We start from the raw sequence: 25923 nt of genomic DNA, 5'->3' as shown, positions 1-25923 counted from the left end.
TTAATTCTCCATAAGTCATCACCTCCCTAACAGCTCTCTAACTCGGTTCAAATCATAGGAAATCTGAGCCCGGTAATGAGGGGAATCATGTAATCCTTTTTTGAACCTTGGGTTATCTACCACTACCCAGTCTCGAATGAGCTCAGCTTGTGGATGTTCAGAAAGATCTATATCCAACTCTAAATATTCGTTGTCACAAACAGACAATTCTTCTTCCAAATAAAGTAGAGCATACTCTAATAAATCATTCATAGCCGAGTCACCTCATTCAGTAGCTTATTGATTTCCTTGGCATTTAATCTGATTTGGTCGCTAGCCGTCTCATGTCGATTCGCTTCAAGTAGCTGTTCGATTAGCTCACGTCTAACCTCGTTCTGCCACTCTCTCAAACTTCCGACTTCTTCTGATACCTTGAAATAATTACTATAATCAAGAGAACCATCCGATAATCTCAAACACCGCCCCGCTTTTATATCCTTAGCGATATAGGCCTTTACAGAACTGTAGAGGATATCTAATTTCTCAGCAGCTTCCTTAGCTTTCACCGTTGGATTATCCCGATAAAATTCTCTAACTCGTTCAGCTTGTGTCATACTATCTCTCCTTTCAGTTGAGCTGTCATTCTATATAGCTCTCCCAATACAAAGCCAACATCACGATAAACACCAGAAGACCAGAGACCTGGAACCCAATCTCCCGCATGGGCACAGTCAAATCCAATATAGCGACTATCGGTCGGGAAACCGTGAACCTCTTTACGATCAAAGGTAATCCCCCCGTGACAATCAATAATCTCTGGATCTACATCATCGTCTACTTCTACATATCCGCGCAGATGAAGAGTATCAACTCGGCGGATAACACAAGTCATGTCGTTCAGTACCACTGTTCGGATTTGATTAACGCCTAGAAGCGCTAGATCACGTTCAAAAATCTCTACTTGATCCACTTTCTTTTTCCTCCATATCGATTAAATCCACTGCTTCTCGAATCATTTCTTGAATATCCCAATAAACTCTCTTTCCTTTATAAGTGATCACGGGAGAAGCTCCAGATATAGAAATATCAATCTCTTCACCATTCTCAGGGTGTTTTGTAGAAGCTTGATGAAAGGTTATAAGAAGTTTATCTTTTGGGAGAATTTTTCCAACAGTCATTCTTTATCTCCTTAATACATCTCAATCACATTAGCTGGCTTAGCCATAGCAGCACGATCATAGTCTACATCAAGCATTTTATAGTTTCGCTTATACTCTTCACGTTCCTGGTCGTATTTCTGCTCCAGGTCAAACTTAGCCTGTTCGTAAGCCTGAGCTTTGACTGCTGCAAGTTCAGCATCTCGTTTTTGCTTACGCTTCAAGCGTGCCGCTTTGATCATGAGATGAACTGCGGATACTGATGCGACATTTAGTGCGAAAATAATTGATAAGTTTTTGATTGTTTCTAGCATGATAATCCCTTTCGAATTTGTTCTTCGATTTTGATATTCTCCAGCATTTCAGCAAGAGTTTCTTTTTTAGTCTTAAATCGGTTTCTAGATTTCCATTTGACAAACAGTCGGAAACCTTCATAATCCACAAAGAATAGCTTGTGCGTAGGGTTATAAACAAACTGAGCAAAGTCTGGATGGTTCCGCATCTCAGTAGCCCAATTCTTGGCAGTACCTTCTGTCAAACCTTCCCAACGCTCCATTAGATGAGCATAGTCTCCGTAGGTTGCTTCTTCTTTTTCGCCAACGGCGCGATATGTAATTTCAACTTTTGACATAACTTCACCTTTCAGTGGTATAATTAAAATAAAATGATTGGAGGCGTTTATGGAAAATTTTCAATTTTGGCTAACACTCACTACTGCTACAATTCCTGCTGCCATCACCGGTTTGTTAAGTTTTTGTGCATCTTGGTTAAAAAATCAGTCCGATATCAAATCTCTTAGGGAACAATTCAAACATGATATGGAAACTCTAGAAAAGAGTCATAAAAATGAACTTGAAAAAATGAAAGAAGCTCATAAGTTAGAATTAGAAAATATCCAAAAACAATCTGAACTTGACATGACCAAAGAAATGTTTGGTATGGTGATGAATGCTGCGGCACCTGCTTTACAAGAAGCAATTAGCGATGAGGTGAAAAAACAACGCAATCCATAATAGAAAACTTTCCAGGAAGAAGTAGTATCACCTACTTCTTTTTATAGTCCCAAATCTCTTTATACATTTTGTAAAGTTCTTTTTTAGATAGGTAGCTTGACAAAAGAAATGCACCTACCGAAAAAATAATAGATAAAACTAACCCTAAAATTAAAGCTAATAAAAATTGATTTTCCATTCACTTCCCTCTTTCCCATCAGTCCCAATCCTATACTTCACATTTACTTCATTATCGTCCGTTAATAATAGTGCGGACTTTTTTTTGTTCTTCATTCATTAATTTTCCTCCAAAGTTGTCCAACTTTCTCGAATATTGAGCTTCTTAGATACTAGTAGTTTAAAATTATCACTACCATGACCTTCATTAAGCAAACGAGTAATCATTGCCAGTGTCACTCCACAAACCTGAGCTAAGTCACTTTTTGACCAAGATTTCTGCTCCATCTTTTGTTTAACTAGCTCAAGCCACTTTTGATGTTGCTGACTCATAGTCTCTCCTTTCTGTGGTATAATTAACGTGAATATTTTTCATCAGCCCCTTAGCGATTGCCGTCGCTAGGGCTTTTTAACATCGTTATTCATACTCCTCTCTCCATCTGATATAATAAAATCATTACGAGATAAGGAAACAAGTATCATGAAACAATCAAAATTCCATTATTTCTTCGACATTGTACTGTTCGGAGTAATCCCTCCCTTAGCTTCCATACTTCTTTTTACAAAAACTATTGAGAACAAAATTCTAATAATCGATAATACGGTTTTAGGTGAATTTATTAAAGATTTCACCGTCATAAAGATTCAGAATATATCTATCATTTCTTTTATTTGCTTGCTGTTCTTCGGCCCCATTCGTTACTGTCTGAACATCGGTCTACAAAGAAAACTTTTTACAAAAGAAAATTACAAAAACTATTCCAAGATAACAGTTTCAATGGGGATATCTACATGGCTTATTCTAACCGCCACTTTGGTACTATCCGAATTGCAATTATCAATCTTAACTGGGTGGATTGCCTTTATCGTCCTTGTCTTCTCGTTCTTTAAACTCTCGGTCTACAGCGATAATCACGAAATGACCGATCAGAACGACAACAAGTAATCCGATTAATATCCCATAAAATAGCAGCTCCATGACTTCCTCCTCATCAAATTACTCCATCAATATTCACAATTGATACCTAACATCTTTTCCACCTGCCATTGAGCAGGCTTTTTTTTATTTTGAACCTTTAGCTGATCCCTTACCCTCCTCTCACTTCATGACGATAGTCTACGATTTTTCCGGTCCAAGCATTTTTTAACTCAATTACTTGAAAAGTCCTATCTGAAAACGTAAGGTACTCCTCGTTAATAACAATTTTTTGATATCTTGGTCTTGAATAGGGGTATCTTTTAGGTCTCATTGTGCACCCTCCTCACTTAATACCAAAATCTTCAATCACCCGCAGAATGAATGTGTTCGCTCGGGGATGCTAGTGCGGTTAAACCGCAAAAGTATCTAAAAAAATAATATCATCAAGTGATACATTGAAATGCTCTGCGATTTTATATGCTGTCTTTACGTCGGGAGTTGTTTTCCCTCGTTCCCAATTAGACCAAGTTTCTGGACTAACACTAAAAATATCTCCTGCTTGTTTTTGTGACAAGTTTTCTTTAACTCGCAACATTTTTAGAGTCCACTGCATCGCCGACACCTCCTTTCTTTTCAATAGGCCTTCCTTGACCTTGACTATAGTATACTGCGGTTAAACCGCAATGTCAAGAACTTTTTTCGTTTTTCTTGATTTTTTTGCGTTTTTACCGTAAAATATTACTTAGAAAGAGGTGTTTTATATGTCTGGGAATAAAGAAATATTTGCTCGCAACCTTGTTTACTATATGGAGAAAAAAGGTGTGGATAGAAACCAATTATGTGCCGATTTAGATTTAAAGTACACTACTGTGAGAGATTGGACAAAAGGAATTACGTATCCGAGGATCGGGAAAGTTGAACTTCTTGCAAATTACTTTGGTATTCAAAAATCAGACTTAATTGAAGATAAAGAACCTTCAATCGAAAAGCATCAAACAAATGAAATTGAGTCTTCCACCCTCCAACAAATCACAGATACTTCTAGTAAACTCGTACCAGAACGTCAGTTAGTGGTTTTAGATATCGCTGAAAAACAGTTGGAGGAGCAGAATACAGTCCAAGAACAACCCGTGCAATACGACAGTAATAAAGTTATTCCTCTTTACAAGCAATATGAAGAAGATGAATATGAAGAGGTTCTTATCTACGGGGAACCTTCAGCTGGTAGAGGAACTTGGTTATCCGATGAATCGATAGAATCCATCATGTATCCTAAACCTGTACCAGATCACGATATAGCTTTAAGGGTTCGTGGAAATTCAATGGAGCCACTTTTCCAAGATGGTGAAATTGTCTTTGTTCGTAAAACCAAAAATGTTAATCATGGGCAGATTATTATTATCATTGTAAACAACGAAGCGTACATCAAAAAGTTGTACAAACACAATCAGGAAGTCCGACTTATTTCTCTTAATTCAGAATATGACGACATTATCTTGACTGAGTACGATGATGTTGACGTTGTGGGAACAGTAATTTTGTAAGGAGGTTATTATGAAAAAATACTTAAAAATGCCATTGTTCTGGTCTACAGTGATTCTAGGTGGAACTACAATTTTACTGACAGCGACAACTGCGGATTTGGCAATTAAAGTTGATATGTTTGAGAAGGCGGTTGAATCTCAGGGGATGAGATTTGATTATGAAACTGGATATTTTTATTCTGGGACTTCAAGTGAGGTTTCCGATTCTAGCTTACCGTCTACTCCTTCTAGTTCCAACTCTTCATCATCCAGTAGTTCGACTTCTTCGTTTTATAAGATTGGGGATACCGTTTCTTTCACTAAAGATATAGATGTAACTATTGATGATATGACTCTCGATTCTAATAGAGTTTTAGATGAATCTGAAAAAGGTGGAATCCCAGTTGTTTTCAAAATTACTATCAAAAACAATGGAAGCGAACAGTATGATTGGAGTCCGTTACGTTTTTCCGTGCTAGATGGTGCAAATCAATCAGCTAATTTTGACCTTTCTAACTACAGCAACGATTTCCCTGATTACATAAACGCTGGCCAAACTTACACGACAGAGCTTGTTTTTGGTGCGAAAGCACAAGGGCCGTATCAAATAAGTTTTGCTGACGCAACATGGTCATCAGAAAATAGATAACAAAAAAACTCCCGCACACGCGCCTAGCCAAGCATTGTGTACGGGAACGACCTAGTATAGTAAAACTCCGGTTTTTCCGGTCATTTTACTATACCCATTTTATCAAAAAGTGAGGTAAGAAACAATGTGGATTGAAAAGCTATCAAATGGTAAATATAAATACTTCGAAAGATACAAAGATCCCTATACAGAAAAATGGAAAAGAGTATCTATAACTTTGGATTCGGGATCAAATCGGGCTAAGAAGGAGGCTCAAAAATTATTAGATGATAAGATTTTTCAAGCACTAGATAAATTGAAATCTACAGATAGAACATTTAATTCTGTTTTAGAGGAATGGTGGGAAATATATCGAACTCAAGTAAGGAGAGCTAGTGTAACTGCTAGAACTCCTGCTTATCGACGACTTTTAGAAAATTTTGCTCCTGAAACCCCAATCCGGAACATTGACAAAGCATATGTCAAAAAATTTCTAGTTAATAGTGGTTATACAAAAGCTCAACTTGTTCACATCAAAGCAGTATTAAACGGAGTTTTTGACCATGCTGAGGAGTTGAAAATGATTTCAAGCAATCCCTCGAAAGGGATTGAACTACCTAGAAAATCAACGAAAATTGGCGAAATAAAACCTGTGACAGAAAAATTTCTCGAACCTGTAGAACTAGAACTGCTTCTTCAAAAATTATATAGCAACAAAAATACATATAGAGCAGGCTTGCTTGCTGAATTCATGTCTTTAAACGGATGCCGAATCGGAGAAGCTGTTGCACTGCAGATGGGTAATTACGACAAAGAAAAACGAGAAATCCACATACACGGTACTTTGGATAGTATGATCAAAGATGCAGAAAAAGAAATGACAAAAACAAATTCAAGCTACAGAACTGTGTTTTTGAGTGAAAGAGAAATTCAGATTCTAGATAAAATAATAAAGTTAAACCGTTTAGAGGCATCCACCAACCCTAACTGGCCAAAAACTGATTTTATTTTTTTGAACAATAGAGGTTACCCAATTCAACGCAATTCGTTTAATTCTAGCTTAAAAAACGCAAATAAAAAATTAAATCCACCCATTCCTAAACAACTAAGTTCTCATATATTTCGACACACCTTAATTAGTATGTTAGCCGAAAAAAGAATCCCCGTAAAAGCAATAATGGCTAGAGTAGGACACAGAGATTCAAAAACAACCAGTGAAATATATACTCACGTAACCCAAGGTATGAAAAACGACATAGCTGATGTACTGGATAAAATCGCTTTGGATAGGATTCACTCATAAAAGTTTTGCCCCCTATTTGCCCCTCGGGTATAACAAAACCCTTTAGGATAAGCCCGAAAGCCTGTTCCTAAAGGGTTTTTAATTATAAATTAACGTACAGTGCGGATACGCATGGTGTTAGTTCCACCTGTTCCGACTGGAACACCTGCAACGATGATGATGTTGTCGCCTGATTCAACAAGACCTGTTGAAAGGGCAACTTTTTCAGCAATTTCAAACATATCGTCTGTAGAAGCTGGTTTTTCAGTAACCACTGGGATAACACCCCAGTTCAAAGTCAAGGAACGTTGTGTCAACTCATCAAAAGTAACAGCCAAGATGTCAGCATCTGGACGGTATTTAGAAATCAAACGAGCTGTGTTACCTGATTCAGTAAGAGCAACAACCAATTTGATGTCCATTGAGTTGGTTGCATCTTTAACGGCTGAAGCCACAACTTCAGTCTTAGAAGTACGGCTGAAGTTTACAGTTGACAAACGACCATACTCGTTCAAGAGAGTTTGAGCGTTTTTATCAATTGTTGCCATAGCTGTTACAGACTCAAGTGGGTATTTACCGTTTGCAGACTCACCTGAAAGCATTGTTGCGTCAGTACCATCGATAACCGCGTTGAAGACGTCAGATACTTCTGAACGAGTTGCACGTGGTTTTTCAGTCATGGTTTCCAACATGTTTGTAGCAGTGATAACCACTTTACCAGCAGCGTTCACTTTAGTGATGATCATTTTTTGATAAACTGGAACCATTTCGAATGGTACTTCGATACCCATGTCACCACGTGCAATCATGATACCGTCTGCTGCTTCGATGATTTCATCAAGGTTATCGATACCTTGTTGGTTTTCGATTTTAGCAAACAACTTCACATGGCTGTTTCCAGTTTCTTCACAGATTGCGCGAACTTCGTTCACGTCTTTAGCTGTACGAACGAAAGAAATAGCGATGAAGTTGATTCCTTGTTCAAGACCAAAACGGATGTCTGCGTTATCACGGTCTGCTAGGGCAGGGAAAGGAATCTTGGTGTTAGGGATGTTTACACCTTTTTGTTTAGCGATGATACCATCGTTTTCAACTTCAACTTCGAATTCACGAGTAGCGTCATCTTTACCAACAACGCGAAGTCCCAATTTACCATCGTCAACCAAGACTTGGCGACCAACTTCAACGTCATCGTAAATGTCCAAACCACCAGCAACGTTCAAGGCAATCACTTCACGAGTAGATTGGATTCCTTGTTTTGTTGCAACACGGATTTTTTCACCTGTTACGTATGAATATTCTTTGGCATCGCCTTCGAACAATTCAGTACGGATTTCAGGACCTTTTGTATCCAAAAGGAAACCAACACGTTGGCCAGCGATTTCTTCGGCACGTTTAACAGTTGCCATACGCTCACCTTGCTCTTGGTGGTCACCATGTGAGAAGTTGAAACGGAAAGTGTTTGCTCCAGCTTCGATCAATTTCGCAATGTTTTGTGCAGATGCTTCAACATCAAGTTTTTCACCCCAGTAGCCATCTTCACCAAAACGTTTTCCACCACGGATTTCAACCGCTGGTCCTAAGGTTGCAACAATTTTAACACGTTTGTTCATTTTATCTGTGAACTCCTTTTTATTTTATAAAGCTATTATCTTAGAAAGTCGCCAAATGACGGTTCAATTCTGCCAACTCAAGGTCAGCTTTGTGTGGATTATTAACAATGATTTTGCCATCTGCAGCAAGACTGAAGAGGGCTCCTTCTTCCGCAGTTCCAAGGATTGGGCTTTCAACCATTTGCTCATTGCGGATACCAACCGCAAGTCCACCACGGCCTTCTTTCAACAATTTCACCGCGTGTGCTCCCATACGAGAAGCTAGGACACGGTCACGCGCAGTTGGAGCACCACCCCGTTGGATGTGTCCCAATTCAGTCACACGAAGGTCACGAAGGTCTTTCTCATCAGCTGCTTCACGCAATTTAGCACCAAACTCATCCGCTGACATCACACCTTCAGCAAGGATGATGATGTTGTGCTTCTTACCACTTTCGTAGCTTTCTTTGATTGTTGCTGCGACAGTCTTCATATCAAAATCTTCTTCTGGAATAACGATGTTGTCCGCACCAGAAGCGATACCAGCCCAAAGCGCGATATCTCCGGCATTACGTCCCATAACCTCAACAACAAAGGTACGACGGTGACTTGCTGAAGTATCACGGATTTTATCAATCGCATCCATGGCAGTTGTAACAGCGGTGTCAAATCCAATGGTGAAGTCTGTGCCAACGATATCGTTATCGATTGTTCCAGGTACACCAACAGCTGGGAAGCCATGTTCTGTCAAACGCATGGCACCGTGATAGGAACCGTCACCACCGATAACAACAACTCCTTCAATTCCATGAGCTTTCAATTGCTCAATTCCTTTTAGTTGCCCTTCAACCTGAGCAAATTCTGGGTAACGAGCTGATCCTAGGAAGGTACCACCACGACCAACAATGTTTCCTACAGAAGCTGCATCCAATTCGATGAATTTTCCAGCAACCATTCCAGCATAACCTTCCTGGATACCGTAAACTTCCATTCCTTCAGAGATTGCTTGACGAACCACTGCACGAATAGCAGCATTCATACCAGGGGCGTCACCACCACTGGTCAAAACAGCAATACGTTTCATTCTGCTTGAGCTCCTTCTCTTATATTTACATTCGTAAGCATTATAGCACAGGGAACTTTAAAATTCTAGCGTTTTTCTAGAAAAACCGTTTTCAGAGCATAGGGAGCGAGGGCATTTACCAGTTGATCTGATTTGGAAACGCCTCCTTCCAATTGCAAGGTTTCCTTCCCTTGCTGATAACGTAAAATAACCGGTATGGAACCTGGGTGTCCCTTCAAAATTTGGGCAACTTCTTTATCCAGCTCATGATCTTGGAGTAGGATCCAGAATTGCTCCTTGGTCAGTATTTCAGCCTGATTTAGGAGAATCTGCTTCCGTCCATCCTTATCCTGCACTTTCCCGCGAATCCTTAGCAAGTTTCCTTCTTGTAAGAGGTCCTTGAATTTTCGAAAAGCCTCTGGGAAGACAATGACTTCTATTTTATTGCGGGTATCGGTGACTTGGACAAAGGCCATCTGCTCGCCTTTTTTGGTGCGAATAACCCTGATATTCAAAACCTCCGCCAGAATTTCTACCGTACGCCCAACTTGCAGGTCGGCGATGCGATCTATCCCGGCCCCCGCTTCCTGAAGATAGTCCTTTAAGGGATGAGGGCTCAGACCCACGCCTAACAATTCCACTTCCATTCGATATTTTTCTAAAGAAGAAAAATCAGCAACTTCCTCCCAAGAATAGCTAGAATCTGCAAAAAGGCTACCCAACTCTTGGTAGAAGAAAAGGAGGCGATCCAGGTTGGTCAAGAGGGTGGCCCGGTTGGGAGCCATCTGATCAAAAAGGCCAATCTGAATCAAAGGCTTTAGAAAATCGATTTTCTGGTAATTGTAGGGTAGACGGAGAAAAAAGTCCTCCAAATCGGCAAAAGGTTGTTGCTCCAAAATCCAATTCTGGAAATCTCTTGGAAGACCCTTGATGCGGTCCAACCCCAAGTAAATAGCTCCATGCTGGAACCGATCTCGGCGTGAAATGCTATTGATGGTTAAGGGCTGCATCTGGAAGCCAGCATCCAAAGCATCCTCCAGATAGGTTTGGTTGCCAGAACTTAAAAGAACCTGGAAAAAGATATGGGGATAATGGGTTTTAAAATAGGCCAACTGAAAGGCCAGGGCGGAGTAAGCATAGGCGTGACTGCGGTTAAAGCCATAACCGGCAAACTTCTCCATGACCGCAAATAGAGCTTTGGCCCGCTCCCGGTCATAGCCTTGCTGCAGGGCGCCTTCAACAAAATCAGCCTCCATGGCGTGCATTTCTTCCGGTTTCTTTTTCCCCATGGCGCGCCGCAACAAATCGGCTTTCCCGAGACTAAAACCCGCAAAGCGTTGGGCCACCTGCATCACCTGTTCCTGGTAAAGCATAATACCGTAGGTCGGGGCTAGAATATCCGCCACTGCTGGATCCACCGAGGCCACCGCTTCCCGACCATGTTTCCGAGCCACAAAATTATCAATATAATCACTGGCACCCGGTCGGTTCAGGCTGGTGGTCGCAACCACTTCTTCAAAGGATTGAGGTTGCACCCGGCGTAAAAGATTTATCGCACCTGGTTGTTCAAACTGGAAAATCCCCTTGGTACGCCCAGCCGCAAACAAGTTGAGGGTTTCCGGATCCTCCAGTGGAATCTGAGCTGGCTCTAATGCAATTCCCTCTAGCTTGAGTAGTAAATCCCGCATGCGTTCGACATAAGTAAGATTTCGTAGACCCAAGAAATCCATCTTGAGCAAGCCATTATCCTCAATGGCTCCCGCATCATACTGGGTAATGTAGATATCCTCCGCAAATTTTAGGGGGATAAAGTCCGTTAAATCTGCGTCACTCATCACCACCCCAGCCGCGTGAACCGAAGTCTGCCGAGGTAAGCCTTCTAGTCGCATAGCCAGTTGCAGCGCTCGGCCCAACTCTGGCCGTTCCTGAAATTGTCTACGGAAAGACAGACTCCGTTCTGACACCTGGCGCAAACTTTCTCCAAAACGAATTTGCTTGGTCAGGCCCGAAATCTCAAATTCTGGCACACCAATCCGTTTCAAAACATCCCGTAAAGCCTGCTTGGCTCCGAAGGTAGAATAGGTCACAATCTGTGCCGCGTGCATGCTTCCGTATCGATCCCGCACATAGCGAAGAAAATCCGGCCGGTGAATATCGGGGATATCAATATCAATATCCGGCATACTGAAACGTTCTCGGTTCAAAAAACGCTCGAAGATCAAGTTTTTGGCAACCGGATCAATTCCCGTGATGTCCAAGGCATAGGCAACTAAACTTCCTACTGCGGATCCACGCCCCATCCCCATGTAATAGCCTTGCCGTCGGCCAAAAGCCAACAGATCCCAGACGATCAAGAAATAATCGTCAAAGCCCATTTCATGGATAACGGCTAATTCCTCATCCAAGCGTTGTAAATAGGCTGTTTCCACTAATCCCTTAGCTTCTAAACCTGCCATCGCTCGCTCTCGCAATTCCTCCACAGCAGGTCTTTGGGGATTAAAGCGAGGCAATTTCAGACTCCGATCCAAATCATAGTGGATTCCATCAACCAGCTGCTCTAGATTCTCCCAGGCACCAGGAAAACGTGTTTGGAAGGCTTCTTGAACTTCGCGAGCTGGAAGCAACCCTTGACCGCGATAAGGAACTGGGGTTCCCACCAATGTTTGATTGGCCTTGATAGCCTCCATAACCTGCAAAACTTCCAAATCCTGAGAGTCCAAATACCGAACGCTAGGAAGTGGAAGCAAGGGGCGGTCACTTTCAGGGAGGGGACTATCCAAAGCTAGACCTAAAAAGTAGGGAAGACCAAGATCTAGGTCCTCTTGACCTGGCTGGTAGGGACGAATAATGGCAAGATCTTGGGTATACTCCACCAAGTCTTCCCAAGCTGTTTTTCCTAGATTCCGTTGAGTCGCTAATTTGAGCAAATTCTGATAGCCCTTTGTAGAAAGAGCCAGTAGGCGCAAGTCTACCATTTGCTCGGCCACACGTGTCGTCAGACTCATCCCTATTAAGGCTTGAAGACCAGCTTGCTCAGCGATTTCTAAAAAGCCATACACCCCATACAGATTGTCCTGATCCATTAAACCAAGACTCTGGTAACCCAAATCCCTAGCTCTGACTACATAGGAGCTCAAGGTCAGATTACTTTCTAAAAAACTATATACCGATCGTGTATCTAACTGGATCATAGACTCCTCCATGCATACTCTTCAAAAACCGAGACCTGACCAAGCTCATCGGAGCTTTCTTTCTCATTTATGCTCCACTGCGTCAAAGTGACTTCACTAACTAAAATAGAAAGGTTGAGACTTTGCCCCAGCCTATCTTGATTTTTATACCTATTCTTTCAGACTCTATTAACTGAGAACTAATTGATTGCCTACCTTGCTTGCCTTATTGATAAGATTCAACAGCTCTCCCAGACCTGTTGGACGATCTTCATCGGATTGAAGGCAAGCGATGTTTGCTTTATTCCCTATAAATATGAATCCAACTCTTGGATTCATAGACTTCTTGCGGAACTAATGTATTTGATCCAATTTCATAGCAGGAAATATCGCATAACTACACTGAAATATAGTCTTTTAGTTTGCTTTTAGTACAAGACAGCGAGTCGCAGACAGTACTGAAGTACGGCAAGACGAGCTAACACAGTAATAAAAGATAAACTAAAAGAGTATATCTTGCGACTCAGTCTTTTTTCAAATGATAACTCCGATGAATCTCAAGTTCCGTCACTGTTTTGCAGGAAGTCTAATATTCATTTCAGATTTCAAACTATTTCGAGTATTAATCATCTTTAATCACAACTTGTGACGCTAGAAAAGAAAATTGTTCCGGAATTGGAGATTCTTCCTTCTCTTCTTGCTTTTGTTGGCGGTTCTTCGCTGCAAAATCCTGCCGGAGCTGCTGCCAATCTTCCATTGAAATCGCTAGAATTTCTGGTGAGAAGCCAGCAGCCTGACTGAGAATATTGCCGAAGGTCACATTGAGATTATCCCGTTTCATGGTCTGTTCAGCATTGAAGGCTGATTCAAAGGCCAGGATGGCATGATGTTCATTGGCTGCCACAGGCTGTGAACCTTCTAACAAGGCCTTGTCAGCCCCTGATAGACGTTCGATGATTTCTCCCCAGGCCTCTTGCAATTTGGTCAGATTGGCACGAGCCAAAACTGGATTTTCGACAGCCTCTTCCAGAATTTTCGTGAAGCGAGTCTTATCAATTTTCACCTTGGCTTCTGGGCGGGCCGCGCTTTGAGGAACCTTTGCTGGTTGAGATTGACTGATTCCCATCCTTTTGAGCTGGATCACTTCTTCTTTTAGGGTCACGAGCTCTGCTTGGAGCCGGGCCACTTGGGGACCGGCTTCCTTTTCTTCCGCTGGACCGTCAATCAACTGAACGGTGATCATCTCCAGGGCTAAGCGAGCTTGGCTCAGCTGACGCAAGGTCTGGTTTGCCTGGAGAAGGGTCCCCAGCATATCCAAAAGGCGGGGGCGCTCCAACTCTTGATTGTCCAAAAACAGGGGAGAGCGATCCGCAAAGCTAAGGCCTGATTGACTTAAAAGAAGGTCGCGCAGATACGCTAAGAGGTCATCGAGGAAGCGAGCTGGCTGTTTCCCACTATCAAGGATGGTATTCAAATGATCCATAGCCTCTTCCAGGCTTTGGAAGCGGAGAGCTGCTACATAAGAATCCAGAGCCCGGAGACTGACGGAGCCCGTGACTTCTTCAACCAAGTCTAAACTCAAGACCGAACCATCCAGAAGACTCAAGGCTTGATCCAATAATGAAAGGGCATCCCGCATGCCTCCCTCAGCTCGGCGCGCAATGAGGCTAAGGGCTCCTTGTTCGGCGCCAATACCTTCTTGATCGAGAATCCAATCAAGGTGTCCCACGATATCAGCTTCTTTGATGGCCTTGAATTCAAAACGCTGAACCCGAGAGAGGATAGTCGCTGGGATTTTATGCAATTCTGTCGTCGCAAGGATAAAGACCAAGCCAGGACTGGGCTCTTCCAAGGTCTTGAGGAGAGCATTAAAAGCTCCGGTCGACAGCATGTGGACCTCATCAATAATGTAAACCTTATATTGAGCTAGACTAGCCGCATAGGTAGACTTGTCTCGAATATCCCGAATCTCATCTACCCCGTTATTACTGGCCGCGTCAATTTCAATGACATCCTCTAAGCTGCCCTGGGTAATTGCCTGACACATGTCACAATGGTTACAGGGTTCCCCATCGGTTTGATTGGGACAATTCATGGCCTTGGCAAAAATCTTGGCAGCAGAGGTTTTCCCCGTTCCTCTGGGACCTGAAAACAGATAGGCATGGCTGATTTTCCCTGTTGCCACTGCCTGCCGTAAGCTTTGAGAGACAACAGGTTGTCCCACCATTTCTGAGAAAGTCTGGCTACGATATTTACGATAGAGGGCTTGGTACACCGGCTTCCTCCCTTTCTTTTTCTTCCTATTTAATAAGCTCAGATACTGCTAATCTTCCAAAATTGACAATCCCTAGTTTTATCACACTTAGATTTCACTCGGCTTAATCCAGAGCCTTGATTTCCAGAATCATATCACGAATTTGTGCCGCCAACTCGAAATCAAGAATACCAGCTGCTTCCTGCATCTGTTCTTCCAATTTCTTGATCGCTTCTTTGCGTTCTTTTTTGTTCATGCTTTCGAAATCTGGTGTCTCCTCTTGCTCTGGTAGAGCGGCCTTGGTGACACTGATCAGATCGCGAATTTCTTTCTTGATGGTTTGTGGAACAATGCCATGTTTTTCATTGTATTCCATCTGGATGGCCCGACGGCGAGCGGTTTCTTTCATGGCTTTTTTCATGGATTCCGTTTCGGTGTCGGCATACATAATCACGTGTCCCTCGCTATTACGAGCAGCCCGACCGATAGTCTGGATAAGCCCCCGTTCATTGCGAAGAAACCCTTCTTTGTCGGCATCCAAAATAGCCACCAAGCTAACCTCCGGAACGTCAATCCCTTCCCGAAGCAAGTTGATTCCTATCAGAACATCAAACACTCCCAATCGCAGGTCGCGGATAATCTCCGTCCGTTCCAAAGTCTTGATATCCGAGTGCATATACTTGACTTTGACTCCCATTTCCTTGAGGTAGTCCGTCAAATCTTCCGCCATTTTCTTGGTAAGTGTGGTAATGAAGACCCGTTCGTTCTTAGCAACGCGTTCATGAATTTCTCCTAGGAGATCCTCCATTTGCCCATGAGTTGGACGCACCTCAACTTCTGGGTCCAATAGTCCCGTTGGCCGAATGATTTGCTCGACAATTGTTTCAGTCTCCTCCATCTCGTAATCTCCCGGGGTTGCAGAGACATAGACAATTTGATGAACGTGCTGCTCAAATTCTTCCCGCCGCAGCGGACGGTTATCAAGGGCACTTGGCAGACGGAAGCCATGGTTCACCAACATCTCCTTGCGTGAGCGGTCCCCATTGTACATCCCCTTAATTTGCCCCATAGTCATGTGCGACTCATCAATCATGATCAGGAAGTCTTCCGGGAAGAAATCCAAGAGGGTATAAGGCGGCTCCCCTTCCGAACGACCATCCATATGCCGCGAATAGTTCTCCACCCCATTGGTGTAGCCCATTTCACGCAACATTTCAATGTCATAATCCGTTCTTTGTTTCAAACGCTGCGCTTCAAGAAGCTTACCTTCCTTCTCAAATAGGGCTAGCTGCTCTTCTAACTCTGCCTGAATCTTGGCGATAGCCATCTCCAAATGCTGGTCGTTGGTCACGAAGTGAGTCGCGGGATAAATGGCTAGATGATCAACCTCCCCCAAAACCTGACCGGTAAGAGCTTCAATTTCACGAATCCGGTCGATTTCATCGCCAAAAAATTCAATCCGAAAGGCATGCTCGTCTCGACTGGCAGGGAAGACTTCAACCACGTCCCCCCGTACCCGGAAACGGCCCCGTTGAAAATCAATGTCATTGCGTTCAAACTGAATCTCTACCAAATCATTGAGAAGTTGATCTCGTGAAATGAGTTGACCTGGCCGTAAACTGACAACCTTGTCCGCATATTCTTTGGGTGAACCCAAACCATAGATACAGGAAACAGAGGCTACGACAATGACATCGTTCCGCTCCAATAGAGCCGAAGTAGCTGAGTGGCGAAGCTTGTCAATCTCATCATTGACGGAACTATCTTTCTCGATATAGGTATCGCTGGATGGCACATAGGCTTCAGGTTGGTAGTAATCATAGTAAGAAACAAAGTACTCGACTGCATTCTCTGGGAAGAATTCCTTGAACTCCCCATAAAGCTGACCGGCCAAGGTTTTATTGTGGGCGATCACCAGAGTCGGTTTATTGACCTTGGCAATTACCTGACTCATGGTGTAGGTTTTCCCCGTACCAGTGGCTCCCATTAGGATTTGAGCCTTCTCTCCACCTTCAATGTTGTCAACAAGTTCTTCGATTGCCTGGGGTTGATCCCCAGACGGTTGGTACTTAGATACCAGCTTAAATTGATTATCTTCTATTCTTTCAATCATAGTACACCTCATCTTCTATTTTACCATCTTTTGGCAGGGAAATCTTGACTTTGATATGTCAGAAGTTCTGACATAAAACCCGCTCAATTTGCATCCTCTGGTCCTTTTTGGTATAATTTGAAAATATTCTAAAAGGAGATGCCGAAATGAAGAAAAAACTTCTAAGTCTCTTGTTACTTCTGTTTCCACTATTTGTAACAAGCGGCGTGCAGGCAGCTGATACCATTAAGATTGTATCAGATACCGCTTATGCACCATTTGAATTTAAAGATTCAGATCAAGTCTATAAAGGAATCGACGTCGATATCATCAAGGCAGTCGCAGAGAAAAAAGGATGGAACTACGAACAAAGTTATCCTGGCTTCGATGCGGCTGTTAATGCGGTTCAAGCCGGCCAAGCCGATGCCATCATGGCAGGGATGACCGCAACCGAAGAACGTAAAAAAGTGTTCACCATGTCTGACACCTATTACGATACCAAGGTGGTTATCGCAACCCTAAAGGGAAAAGGAATTTCAGACTATAGCCAACTCAAAGGCAAAACCGTTGGAGTCAAAAACGGTACCGCCGCTCAACGCTTCCTTGAGGACAACAAGGACAAGTATGGCTACGAAATCAAAACCTTCGACACTGGAGATTTGATGAACAACAGCCTCCAGGCTGGTGCTGTTGACGCCATCATGGATGACAAACCTGTTCTCCAATACGCCATCGACCAAGGTCAAAACTTGGAAATTCTAATGGACGGAGAACCCGTTGGAAGCTTTGCCTTCGGTGTTAAAAAAGGCAGCGATAAGGAATACCTTGTTGAGGAATTCAATGAAGCACTAGCTGAAATGAAAGAAGATGGTAGCCTAGAACAAATCATCAACACATGGACTGGTGGTTCAAACAACTCTGTAGCTGCCAATATCCCTGAAACCTCTACACCTGCCGGCCAAACTACAACTCCGGTCAAGAGCGAATACAAGATTGTCAGCGACTCTTCCTTCGCGCCATTTGTTTTCCAAAATGATTCCAACGAGTACACTGGAATCGATATGGAGTTGATTCAAGCAATCGCTAAAGATCAAGGCTTCACTATTTCTGTCACCAACCCTGGATTTGATGCAGCGGTAAACGCAGTTCAAGCAGGACAAGCAGACGGAATCGAAGCTGGAATGTCCATTACGGATGAACGGAAGAAGACTTTTGACTTCTCCGACCCTTACTACATTGCCAATGCCATTATCGGGGTTAAGAAAAACAGCGACATCGCTTCCTATGAAGACCTCAAAGGAAAAACCGTTGGGGTGAAAAACGGTACCGCTTCTCACGACTTCTTGACCGAAAACAAAGATAAATACGGCTACGACATTAAAGTCTTCTCAGAAGCTGCATCTATGTACGATAGTTTAAATGCTGGCTCCGTAGATGCCATCATGGATGATGAACCCATCATCAAATATGCGATCAACCAAGGCCAAGACTTGGCTACTCCAATCGCTGGAATCCCAGTGGGTCAATACGGCTTCGCCGTTAAAAAAGGAACCAACCCTGAATTGATCGAGATGTTCAACAATGGTTTGGCCAACTTGAAAGCAAATGGGGAATATGAAAAACTCCTCGATAAATACCTAGGTGAGTCAACTGCAAGCAGCAATCAATCTTCTACGGTTGACGAAACAACTATCTGGGGCTTGCTCCAAAACAACTACAAGCAATTGCTAAACGGTCTATGGATTACCATTTCCTTGACTTTGATTTCCTTTGCCATTGCTATGGTCATCGGTATCATCTTCGGAATGTTTAGTGTTAGCCCAGTTCCTGCTTTGCGCACTGCTGCTTCCATTTTCGTGGATGTCATTCGTGGAATTCCATTGATGATCCTTGCTGCTTTCATCTTCTGGGGTATCCCCAACTTGATTGAAAGCATGACGGGTCAACAATCTCCAATCAATGACTTTGTCGCCGGTGTGATTGCTTTGTCACTAAACTCTGGTGCTTATATCGCCGAGATTGTACGGGGTGGTATTCAAGCCGTTCCTGCCGGTCAGATGGAAGCCAGCCGCAGTTTGGGTATCTCTTACAGCAAGACTATGCGGAAGATCATTCTTCCCCAAGCTGCTAAGATTATGCTTCCAAACTTCATCAACCAGTTTGTTATTGCCCTAAAAGATACAACCATCGTATCCGCAATTGGATTGGTTGAGCTCTTCCAAACAGGTAAAATTATCATCGCGCGGAACTACCAAAGCTTCCGGATGTACGCAATCCTAGCTGTGATTTACCTCATCTTGATTACTTCTCTCACTCGCCTAGCGAAACATCTAGAAAAGAGGACCAGTAAATGAGTAAACAATTGAAAATAGATGTAAATGATCTTCACAAGTACTACGGCAAAAATGAGGTTCTAAAAGGCATCACCACTCAATTCTATGAAGGAGATGTAGTCTGCATCATCGGCCCTTCTGGTTCTGGTAAGTCAACCTTCCTCCGCAGCCTCAACCTGCTGGAGGAAGCAACCAGCGGGCACATCACTGTAAACGGTGAGGACCTCACGCTTCCGACAACAGATGTGGATAAAGTCCGGGAAGACATCGGTATGGTCTTCCAGCACTTCAACCTCTTCCCACATATGACTGTTCTTGAAAATATTACCTTTGCACCTGTTGAGCACAATCGCATGTCTCTTGAAGAAGCAAAAAGCTTGGGAATGGAACTCTTGGAAAAAGTTGGGTTGGCTGAAAAAGCCGATGCCATGCCAGATAGCCTTTCCGGAGGGCAGAAACAACGGGTGGCCATTGCGCGTGGTTTGGCTATGAAACCAGAAATCATGCTCTTTGACGAACCAACCTCCGCTCTTGACCCAGAGATGGTCGGAGACGTATTGAATGTTATGAAAGACCTGGCAGAGCAAGGAATGACCATGATTATTGTTACCCACGAGATGGGATTTGCCCGCCAAGTTGCCAACCGGGTTATCTTCACCGCTGACGGTGAATTCCTCGAAGATGGACGACCAGACGAAATCTTTGATAACCCCCAACACCCACGTTTGAAAGACTTCCTTGATAAAGTCTTGAACGTTTAATACTCGAAACAGTTCGAAATCTGAAACGAATTTTAATCCAGGAATTGGATTAAAATTTATAGGTAATGAAGCAAGCATCGCTTGCCATCAATCTGATGAAGGCTGAACTATAGTTCGGCGAAGAAGATTAACACATTCAGATTTTGAAATGTAATGGGTTTAAGATTGATTTTCAAAGTATATTAATACCAAAACCCCCATGGAATCGCTAATTCCATGGGGATTTTGGTATATCAAATTTTTACTAAGGAAGGACAACATAGCGACGAATGCCTGAGCCTGAGATGTAGCTGATCCAGTTGCGGCCTTCAGCTTGAACAATCTTGTCATAGTTCACAGACATCCCTTTTTCATAAAGAGCTACGGCTGGGGCAGACATTTGAGCTTGATTTTTAACCAATGCTTCTGCTCCAAAGGTATAAGTACCGGCTGATGGAAGACCTTGATGCAGGGTTGGTTTGACTTCAGCTTTTGGTACTGCCGCTAGCTTTTCAATCGCAATGTAATAGCGGTTGCCGCTGTAGCTGAGATAGCTAAGCCAACGGTGACCATCCGCTTCTAAGACCTTATCGTAGTTTACAGAACTACCTGTGTCGTAGTAGGCAACATCAGGACTTGCTACTCGTGCTTCTTTTTTAATGCCGAAGCGACCATCGAATCGGAAAGTTCCAGAAGAGGGGATACCCACTGGAGATGTGCTTGGTACTTCTGGTTTGGTTTCTGGTTTGACTTCAGCCTTTGGTGCTGCCACCAGCTTTTCAATCGCGATGTAATGGCGGTTGCCGCTGTAACTGAGGTAGCTAAGCCAACGGTGGCCATCTGCTTCTAAGACTTTATCGTAGTTTACTGAGCTACCTGTGTCGTAGTAGGCAACATCCGGGCTAGCTACTCGTGCTTCTTTTTTGATACCGAAGCGACCTTCGAAACGGAAAGTTCCAGAAGAGGGGATACCCACTGGAGATGTGCTTGGAACTTCTAGCTTGGTTTCTGGTTTTACTTCCGCCTTTGGTGCTGCCGCTAGCTTTTCAATCGCGATGTAATGGCGGTTGCCACTGTAGCTGAGGTAGCTAAGCCAACGGTGGCCATCTGCTTCTAAGACCTTGTCATAGTTTACTGAGCCACCTTTGTCATAGTAGGCAACATCCGGGCTGGCTACTCGTGCTTCTTTTTTGATACCGAAGCGACCTTCGAAACGGAAAGTTCCAGAAGAGGGGATACCCACTGCAGATGTGCTTGGAACTTCTAGCTTGGTTTCTGGTTTTACTTCCGCCTTTGGTGCTGCCGCTAGCTTTTCAATCGCGATGTAATAGCGGTTGCCGCTGTAGCTGAGATAGCTAAGCCAACGGTGGCCATCTGCTTCTAAGACCTTGTCGTAGTTTACAGAGCTACCTTTGTCGTAGTAGGCAACATCAGGACTTGCTACTCGTGCTTCTTTTTTAATGCCGAAGCGACCATCGAATCGGAAATTTCCAGTAGAAGGGATACCCACTGGAGATGTGCTTGGTTCTTCTGGTTTGGATTCTGGTTTGACTTCAGCCTTTGGTGCTGCCGCTAGCTTTTCAATCGCGATGTAATGGCGGTAACCGCTGTAGCTGAGATAGCTAAGCCAACGGTGACCATCTGCTTCTAAGACCTTGTCGTAGTTTACAGAACCACCTTTGTCATAGTAGGCAACATCCGGGCTGGCTACTCGTGCTTCTTTTTTGATACCGAAGCGACCATCGAAACGGAAAGTTCCAGAAGAGGGGATACCCACTGCAGATGTGCTTGGTTCTTCTGGTTTGACTTCAGCCTTTGGTGCTGCCGCTAGCTTTTCAATCGCGATGTAATAGCGGTTGCCGCTGTAGCTGAGGTAGCTAAGCCAACGGTGACCATCTGCTTCTAAGACCTTGTCGTAGTTTACTGAGCCACCTTTGTCGTAGTAGGCAACATCCAGGCTGGCTACTCGTGCTTCTTTTTTGATACCATAGCGGCCATCAAATTTATAAGTACCAGAAGCAGCTAAAGGTGCAGTTGTCTCTACTTCTGGTTTTTCTTCTACTTGAGGAGCAACAGGTGCTGCATTGAGAACACCAATCGGAGCATAGCGCCGTTGTCCACTATAGGATTTATAGGACAACCATTGATAGCCTTCTTGGTTATGCAACTGGTCATAGTGAACTTGGTCTCCTGCTTGGAAGTAAAATTCTGTTTCAGCTTTAGCGGACAATTCATTTTTTACCCCAACAGTTTCCGCAAAGGTATAGGAACCAGTTGGAGCCAAGTCTTGAGCAGGCTGTTCAGGAAATTCCTGCACCTGGTCCGCAGTCAAAAGCATCGCACGAGGTTGAAGCTGAGCTGGTGCAGCATAGACCGCATCTACTGGAGATTGAGTTTGTTCCCCCTCTACCTCTTGCGGAGTGACAGCGAGAGGTGCTTCCACAGAAACTTGGTCAGCCGCGACTGTAGAACCCGCTCCTAAAAGCATAGTCCCAATCGCAATCGAAGCAACACCAACACTGTATTTACGAATAGAATAACGTTGAACTGGGTTCCACAAATCTTTGACTTTCATTATGAACCTCCCGCTTGATCTCAAGGAATCTTTTTTGTAACAAATATTACATTTTTGTTACCTTGTATGTTAATTGTAACAAAGTTTTACAATTTTGTCACCTAATTATGTGTTTTTTGAAATATTTTTTCAAAAAAAAAGACCCTTTCGGGCCTCAAAATGATTATTCATTCTTCTCTTGTCGCTCCAATCGGAGTTTCCGATTGGGATTCAGCGTATTAAAAAGGGCTTCCAACTTCTCTTCGTTCCAGACATCTGCCGCTGAAACAAAGTTCCCATCAGCGTCCTTAAAAGATATCGGCTTATCTCCCACAAGAACCTCCTAGTCCACAAACTCAAACTCAAAGTTCCCGATGCGGACCAAGTCACCATCGCGGGCCCCGCGTTCGCGAAGGGCCTCATCAACACCCATACCACGCAATTGACGAGCAAACTTCATAACCGCTTCGTCTCGATCAAAGTTAGTCATGGTAAAGAGTTTTTCTAACTTAGCTCCAGACAAGACCCATGTGGCATCATCATCCCGTGAAATTTCAAAGGCCGCTTCTTCTTGGTCAAATCCATAATAAGCTTCTTCTTGATACATGTCATCACTATCATATAGAAGAAACTCTGGAGTTTTAGCCAAGAGATCTGCACTGGCATCCAATAGTGGACCTAATCCTTTTTTACTAATTCCGGAAATGGGGAAAATCATTGGTAATTCATCAAATTCATCATAGTTGGCCGCCAATTTTTTCTTAAAGGTTCTAAGGTTGTCCTCACTGTCTGGCATATCCATCTTATTAGCAACAATAATCTGAGGCCGTTCCATCAGACGAAGATTGTAAGACTCCAACTCCTTGTTGATAGCCAAATAGTCTTCGTAAGGGTCTCGTCCTTCGCTCGCACTCATGTCAATGACATGCCAAATCACGCGCGTCCGTTCAATGTGACGCAGGAACTGGGTTCCGAGCCCAACTCCTTGACTAGCCCCTTCAATCAATCCAGGAAGATCCGCTACTGCATAAGAATCCCCACTTGGGGTCTGAACCATCCCTAGATTTGGAACAATGGTCGTAAAGTGATAGGCACCAATCTTAGGTTTGGCAGCAGTAATGACTGAGAGCAAGGTGGATTTTCCTACAGATGGAAAACCGACCAAACCGACATCTGCCAAAATTTTCAATTCCAGCAATAACTCTCGCTCTTGGCCAGGCTCCCCGTTCTCAGAAATTTCTGGAGCTGGATTCCGAGGGGTCGCAAAACGGATATTCCCTCGACCACCTCGACCACCTTTCGCCACGATGAACTCTTGGTCTTGTTCAATCAAATCCGCCAAAACCTTTCCAGATTCCAAATCTCGCACAGTTGTCCCTGGAGGTACTGCAACATACAAGTCCTCGGCTCCACGACCATGCATCCCTTTGTTCATCCCTTTCTCACCCGCTTGGGCTTTGAAATGACGATTGTAGCGGAAGTCCATCAAGGTCCGCAGACCCTCATCTACTTTAAAGACAACATCGCCACCGCGACCTCCGTCGCCGCCCCAAGGACCTCCATTAGGGACATATTTTTCGCGACGGAAGGCTACCATGCCATCGCCACCTTTTCCTGCCTTCACCTTAATTTTGGCAGTATCTAAAAACATACTCATCTTCCAATTCCTCCTACATGGTAAAAAAGACCACGGTTGCCCCTAGGCTTCCACGGTCTTTGACTCCTAGATAATTGCAGAGATAGCCGTCATGAAAATAGCTCCAACTGTTACGAGAACCATAATAATCACAACCAACATGGTTAATTTTTCAAAGGCAGATTTTTTCCGTTTCCCTGTGTCACCAAACGCCATGATAACTCCTTCTTCTACTTAAATACTTGCTTATCTATCTTCAAAATCAGAATACTCGAAAAACTTCAAAGAAATGACTAGGAAAGCCGATGAAGGTCGTTCAACAGGTCTGGGAGACCTGTTGAACATTATTGATAAAGCATGCAAAGTACGCAATCAATAAGTTCATCAAGGAGGCTTGACAACGTCAAAATTTAAAATTTAATGAGTATTATTAGTTTCATTCTATCACGCTTCCCCTAGCAAAACAAGGAGAAACTAGGCTTCTATACCAATTTCCTCTTGCACAACCGCTGCAATGGTATCCACGTAATAGTCAACCTCTGCATCTGTTGGCGCTTCTGCCATAACCCGAAGAAGCGGCTCTGTTCCACTTGGGCGAACCAAGATGCGGCCATTGCCAGCCATTTCCTCTTCCATCTTCGCAATAATGGCCGCAATAGCTGGAACTTCCATTGCCTGATCTTTCATTTTGTTATCCACACGAATGTTCACTAGTTTTTGTGGATAGATGGTTACTTGTTCAGCTAATTCGGACAAGGTCTTACCGGATTCTTTGAGAATCTTAGTTAATTGTACCCCTGTCAATTGGCCATCACCTGTCGTGTTATAGTCCATCAAAATGACATGCCCTGATTGCTCCCCACCAAGGTTTAAGCCGGAGCGGCGCATTTCTTCAACGACATAGCGGTCCCCTACAGCGGTCACAGCCTTGTCAATTCCATGGGCTTCAAGAGCCTTATGGAAGCCAAGATTAGACATAACAGTGGTCACAATGTTATTCTTAGCCAACTTGCCTTCTTGAGCTAGAGCTTGACCAAGGATAAACATGATTTTATCACCATCCACAATTTGACCTTTTTCATCAACGGCAATCAAACGATCGGAGTCACCATCAAAGGCCAGGCCAAGATCGGCTCCTTTTTCCACAACCAGTTCTTGCAGTTTTTCAGGATGGGTAGAACCAATATGGTCATTGATATTCAGACCATCTGGTTTTTCGCCGATCACACTTAGTTGGGCTCCAAGATCTGCAAAGACTTGACGAGCACTAGTAGAAGCAGCTCCATTAGCTGTATCCAAGGCTACATGCAGACCCTCCAATTGAGTTCCTGTGGAAACGAGAAACTCTTGGTATTTCCGGAGACCTTCTGGGTAATCCATCACATGTCCCAAACCTTGGGCACTTGGTCGTGGAAGTTTATCTTCTGGAGCATCCAAGAGAGCCTCGATTTCCAATTCTCGTTCATCATCCAACTTAAAGCCATCGCCCCCAAAGAATTTAATTCCGTTGTCTTGGGCAGGGTTGTGGCTAGCAGAAATCATAACTCCGGCACTTGCCTTCTCTGTCCGAACCAAGTAGGCAATCCCAGGTGTAGCAATCACACCGAGTTTATAAACTTGGATGCCAACTGAGAGAAGCCCTGCAATTAAAGCATTCTCTAACATTTCACCAGAGATGCGAGTATCCCGTCCCACAAAGACACGAGGGATCGCTTCTTCATGCTGGCTCAAAACATAACCACCAAAGCGGCCTAAGCGAAAGGCTAATTCTGGCGTTAGTTCAATATTGGCTTCTCCACGAACACCATCTGTTCCAAAGTATTTTCCCATGA

27 protein-coding genes are annotated in these 25923 nt (G+C 43.6%); 6 read left to right on the top strand and 21 right to left on the bottom strand.

All coding sequences use genetic code 11. The annotated features are described in order from the left end of the window. Positions 1-18 precede the first annotated feature (18 nt). Genes JEQ21_RS03565 through JEQ21_RS03540 form a run of 6 tightly spaced genes read right to left on the bottom strand, consistent with a single transcriptional unit; the run spans position 19 to position 1767 of the window. Positions 19-252, bottom strand: a complete 234-nt coding sequence (locus tag JEQ21_RS03565; RefSeq protein ID WP_199363985.1) for a hypothetical protein — start codon at positions 250-252, stop codon at positions 19-21. Further along, the gene (locus JEQ21_RS03560) at positions 249-593 is read right to left on the bottom strand and encodes a hypothetical protein (RefSeq protein ID WP_199363984.1); all 345 of its coding nucleotides are present in this window, start codon (positions 591-593) and stop codon (positions 249-251) included. Before JEQ21_RS03560 ends, JEQ21_RS03565 begins: the two co-directional genes overlap by 4 nt. Then, positions 590-949, bottom strand: a complete 360-nt coding sequence (locus tag JEQ21_RS03555; RefSeq protein ID WP_199363983.1) for a hypothetical protein — start codon at positions 947-949, stop codon at positions 590-592. The genes JEQ21_RS03560 and JEQ21_RS03555 overlap by 4 nt, the downstream gene beginning before the upstream one ends. Then, positions 927-1157 carry a hypothetical protein gene (locus JEQ21_RS03550; RefSeq protein ID WP_199363982.1) on the bottom strand — a complete coding sequence of 77 codons (231 nt, stop codon included), beginning with the start codon at positions 1155-1157 and terminating at the stop codon, positions 927-929. Before JEQ21_RS03550 ends, JEQ21_RS03555 begins: the two co-directional genes overlap by 23 nt. Positions 1158-1168: 11 nt before the next feature. Next, positions 1169-1450 carry a hypothetical protein gene (locus tag JEQ21_RS03545; RefSeq protein WP_199363981.1) on the bottom strand — a complete coding sequence of 94 codons (282 nt, stop codon included), beginning with the start codon at positions 1448-1450 and terminating at the stop codon, positions 1169-1171. Beyond that, the gene (locus tag JEQ21_RS03540) at positions 1444-1767 is read right to left on the bottom strand and encodes an excisionase (RefSeq protein WP_199363980.1); all 324 of its coding nucleotides are present in this window, start codon (positions 1765-1767) and stop codon (positions 1444-1446) included. Before JEQ21_RS03540 ends, JEQ21_RS03545 begins: the two co-directional genes overlap by 7 nt. Before the next feature lie 49 nt (positions 1768-1816). Here JEQ21_RS03540 and JEQ21_RS03535 point away from each other — a divergent pair, with 49 nt between their 5' ends. Then, entirely contained in the window at positions 1817-2149 is a 333-nt protein-coding gene (locus JEQ21_RS03535; RefSeq protein WP_199363979.1) for a hypothetical protein, read from the top strand. A 31-nt stretch (positions 2150-2180) separates the two neighbouring features. On the opposite strand, the gene JEQ21_RS03530 is transcribed toward JEQ21_RS03535, so the two are convergent. The 4 genes from JEQ21_RS03530 to JEQ21_RS03520 all read right to left on the bottom strand — a co-directional run bounded on the left by JEQ21_RS03530 (position 2181) and on the right by JEQ21_RS03520 (position 3837). Continuing rightward, positions 2181-2327 carry a hypothetical protein gene (locus tag JEQ21_RS03530; RefSeq protein ID WP_199363978.1) on the bottom strand — a complete coding sequence of 49 codons (147 nt, stop codon included), beginning with the start codon at positions 2325-2327 and terminating at the stop codon, positions 2181-2183. A 98-nt stretch (positions 2328-2425) separates the two neighbouring features. Then, positions 2426-2638, bottom strand: a complete 213-nt coding sequence (locus JEQ21_RS03525; protein ID WP_199363977.1) for a transcriptional regulator — start codon at positions 2636-2638, stop codon at positions 2426-2428. A 511-nt stretch (positions 2639-3149) separates the two neighbouring features. Further along, positions 3150-3284, bottom strand: a complete 135-nt coding sequence (locus tag JEQ21_RS10100; RefSeq protein ID WP_267904622.1) for a hypothetical protein — start codon at positions 3282-3284, stop codon at positions 3150-3152. Positions 3285-3633: 349 nt separating this feature from the next. Further along, a complete protein-coding gene (locus JEQ21_RS03520) occupies positions 3634-3837 on the bottom strand; it encodes a helix-turn-helix transcriptional regulator (RefSeq protein ID WP_233340733.1) in 204 nt (67 codons plus the stop codon). A 148-nt stretch (positions 3838-3985) separates the two neighbouring features. Between JEQ21_RS03520 and JEQ21_RS03515 the strand changes: the two genes are divergently transcribed. From JEQ21_RS03515 to JEQ21_RS03505, 3 genes are all read left to right on the top strand, one after another. Further along, entirely contained in the window at positions 3986-4768 is a 783-nt protein-coding gene (locus tag JEQ21_RS03515) for a S24 family peptidase (RefSeq protein WP_199363976.1), read from the top strand. Positions 4769-4778: 10 nt separating this feature from the next. After that, a complete protein-coding gene (locus JEQ21_RS03510; RefSeq protein WP_199363975.1) occupies positions 4779-5396 on the top strand; it encodes a DUF4352 domain-containing protein in 618 nt (205 codons plus the stop codon). Positions 5397-5520: 124 nt separating this feature from the next. Beyond that, positions 5521-6678, top strand: coding sequence for a tyrosine-type recombinase/integrase (locus tag JEQ21_RS03505; RefSeq protein WP_199363974.1), 1158 nt, complete (start codon positions 5521-5523; stop codon positions 6676-6678). A gap of 89 nt (positions 6679-6767) precedes the next feature. On the opposite strand, the gene pyk is transcribed toward JEQ21_RS03505, so the two are convergent. The 6 genes from pyk to uvrB form a co-directional block, all read right to left on the bottom strand. Then, complete coding sequence (gene pyk / locus JEQ21_RS03500; RefSeq protein ID WP_196091223.1) at positions 6768-8270, bottom strand: pyruvate kinase; 1503 nt, start codon at positions 8268-8270, stop codon at positions 6768-6770. A gap of 40 nt (positions 8271-8310) precedes the next feature. Continuing rightward, the gene (pfkA, locus tag JEQ21_RS03495) at positions 8311-9333 is read right to left on the bottom strand and encodes a 6-phosphofructokinase (protein ID WP_196091224.1); all 1023 of its coding nucleotides are present in this window, start codon (positions 9331-9333) and stop codon (positions 8311-8313) included. A 65-nt stretch (positions 9334-9398) separates the two neighbouring features. Next, on the bottom strand, positions 9399-12503 hold the full coding sequence (locus tag JEQ21_RS03490) for a DNA polymerase III subunit alpha (protein ID WP_199363973.1): 3105 nt from the start codon (positions 12501-12503) through the stop codon (positions 9399-9401). A gap of 168 nt (positions 12504-12671) precedes the next feature. Beyond that, the gene (locus JEQ21_RS09890) at positions 12672-12821 is read right to left on the bottom strand and encodes a hypothetical protein (RefSeq protein WP_233340732.1); all 150 of its coding nucleotides are present in this window, start codon (positions 12819-12821) and stop codon (positions 12672-12674) included. Positions 12822-13104: 283 nt separating this feature from the next. Further along, a complete protein-coding gene (gene dnaX, locus JEQ21_RS03485; RefSeq protein ID WP_199363972.1) occupies positions 13105-14757 on the bottom strand; it encodes a DNA polymerase III subunit gamma/tau in 1653 nt (550 codons plus the stop codon). 103 nt (positions 14758-14860) lie between these two features. Next, entirely contained in the window at positions 14861-16849 is a 1989-nt protein-coding gene (gene uvrB / locus JEQ21_RS03480; RefSeq protein ID WP_199363971.1) for an excinuclease ABC subunit UvrB, read from the bottom strand. A gap of 146 nt (positions 16850-16995) precedes the next feature. On the opposite strand from uvrB, the gene JEQ21_RS03475 reads away from it, so the two are divergent. Continuing rightward, a complete protein-coding gene (locus JEQ21_RS03475) occupies positions 16996-19182 on the top strand; it encodes an ABC transporter substrate-binding protein/permease (RefSeq protein ID WP_199363970.1) in 2187 nt (728 codons plus the stop codon). After that, positions 19179-19922, top strand: coding sequence for an amino acid ABC transporter ATP-binding protein (locus JEQ21_RS03470; protein ID WP_135035604.1), 744 nt, complete (start codon positions 19179-19181; stop codon positions 19920-19922). The genes JEQ21_RS03475 and JEQ21_RS03470 overlap by 4 nt, the downstream gene beginning before the upstream one ends. 244 nt (positions 19923-20166) lie before the next feature. Here the strand turns inward: JEQ21_RS03470 and JEQ21_RS03465 are convergent, their stop codons facing one another. The 5 genes from JEQ21_RS03465 to glmM form a co-directional block, all read right to left on the bottom strand. Beyond that, on the bottom strand, positions 20167-22476 hold the full coding sequence (locus tag JEQ21_RS03465; protein ID WP_199363969.1) for an SH3 domain-containing protein: 2310 nt from the start codon (positions 22474-22476) through the stop codon (positions 20167-20169). Between the two features lie 163 nt (positions 22477-22639). Continuing rightward, positions 22640-22789, bottom strand: coding sequence for a hypothetical protein (locus JEQ21_RS03460; protein ID WP_196966766.1), 150 nt, complete (start codon positions 22787-22789; stop codon positions 22640-22642). A 9-nt stretch (positions 22790-22798) separates the two neighbouring features. Further along, a complete protein-coding gene (obgE, locus tag JEQ21_RS03455; RefSeq protein WP_199363968.1) occupies positions 22799-24112 on the bottom strand; it encodes a GTPase ObgE in 1314 nt (437 codons plus the stop codon). Between the two features lie 66 nt (positions 24113-24178). Beyond that, a complete protein-coding gene (locus JEQ21_RS03450; RefSeq protein ID WP_196091233.1) occupies positions 24179-24307 on the bottom strand; it encodes a DUF4044 domain-containing protein in 129 nt (42 codons plus the stop codon). Between the two features lie 258 nt (positions 24308-24565). Next, a complete protein-coding gene (gene glmM, locus JEQ21_RS03445) occupies positions 24566-25921 on the bottom strand; it encodes a phosphoglucosamine mutase (protein WP_199363967.1) in 1356 nt (451 codons plus the stop codon). Positions 25922-25923: the final 2 nt, after the last annotated feature.

Source organism: Streptococcus sp. 121 (assembly GCF_016458205.1).
In the GTDB taxonomy this organism is placed as follows: Bacteria; Bacillota; Bacilli; order Lactobacillales; family Streptococcaceae; genus Streptococcus.
This window is presented reverse-complemented; position numbering and strand designations above follow the sequence as displayed.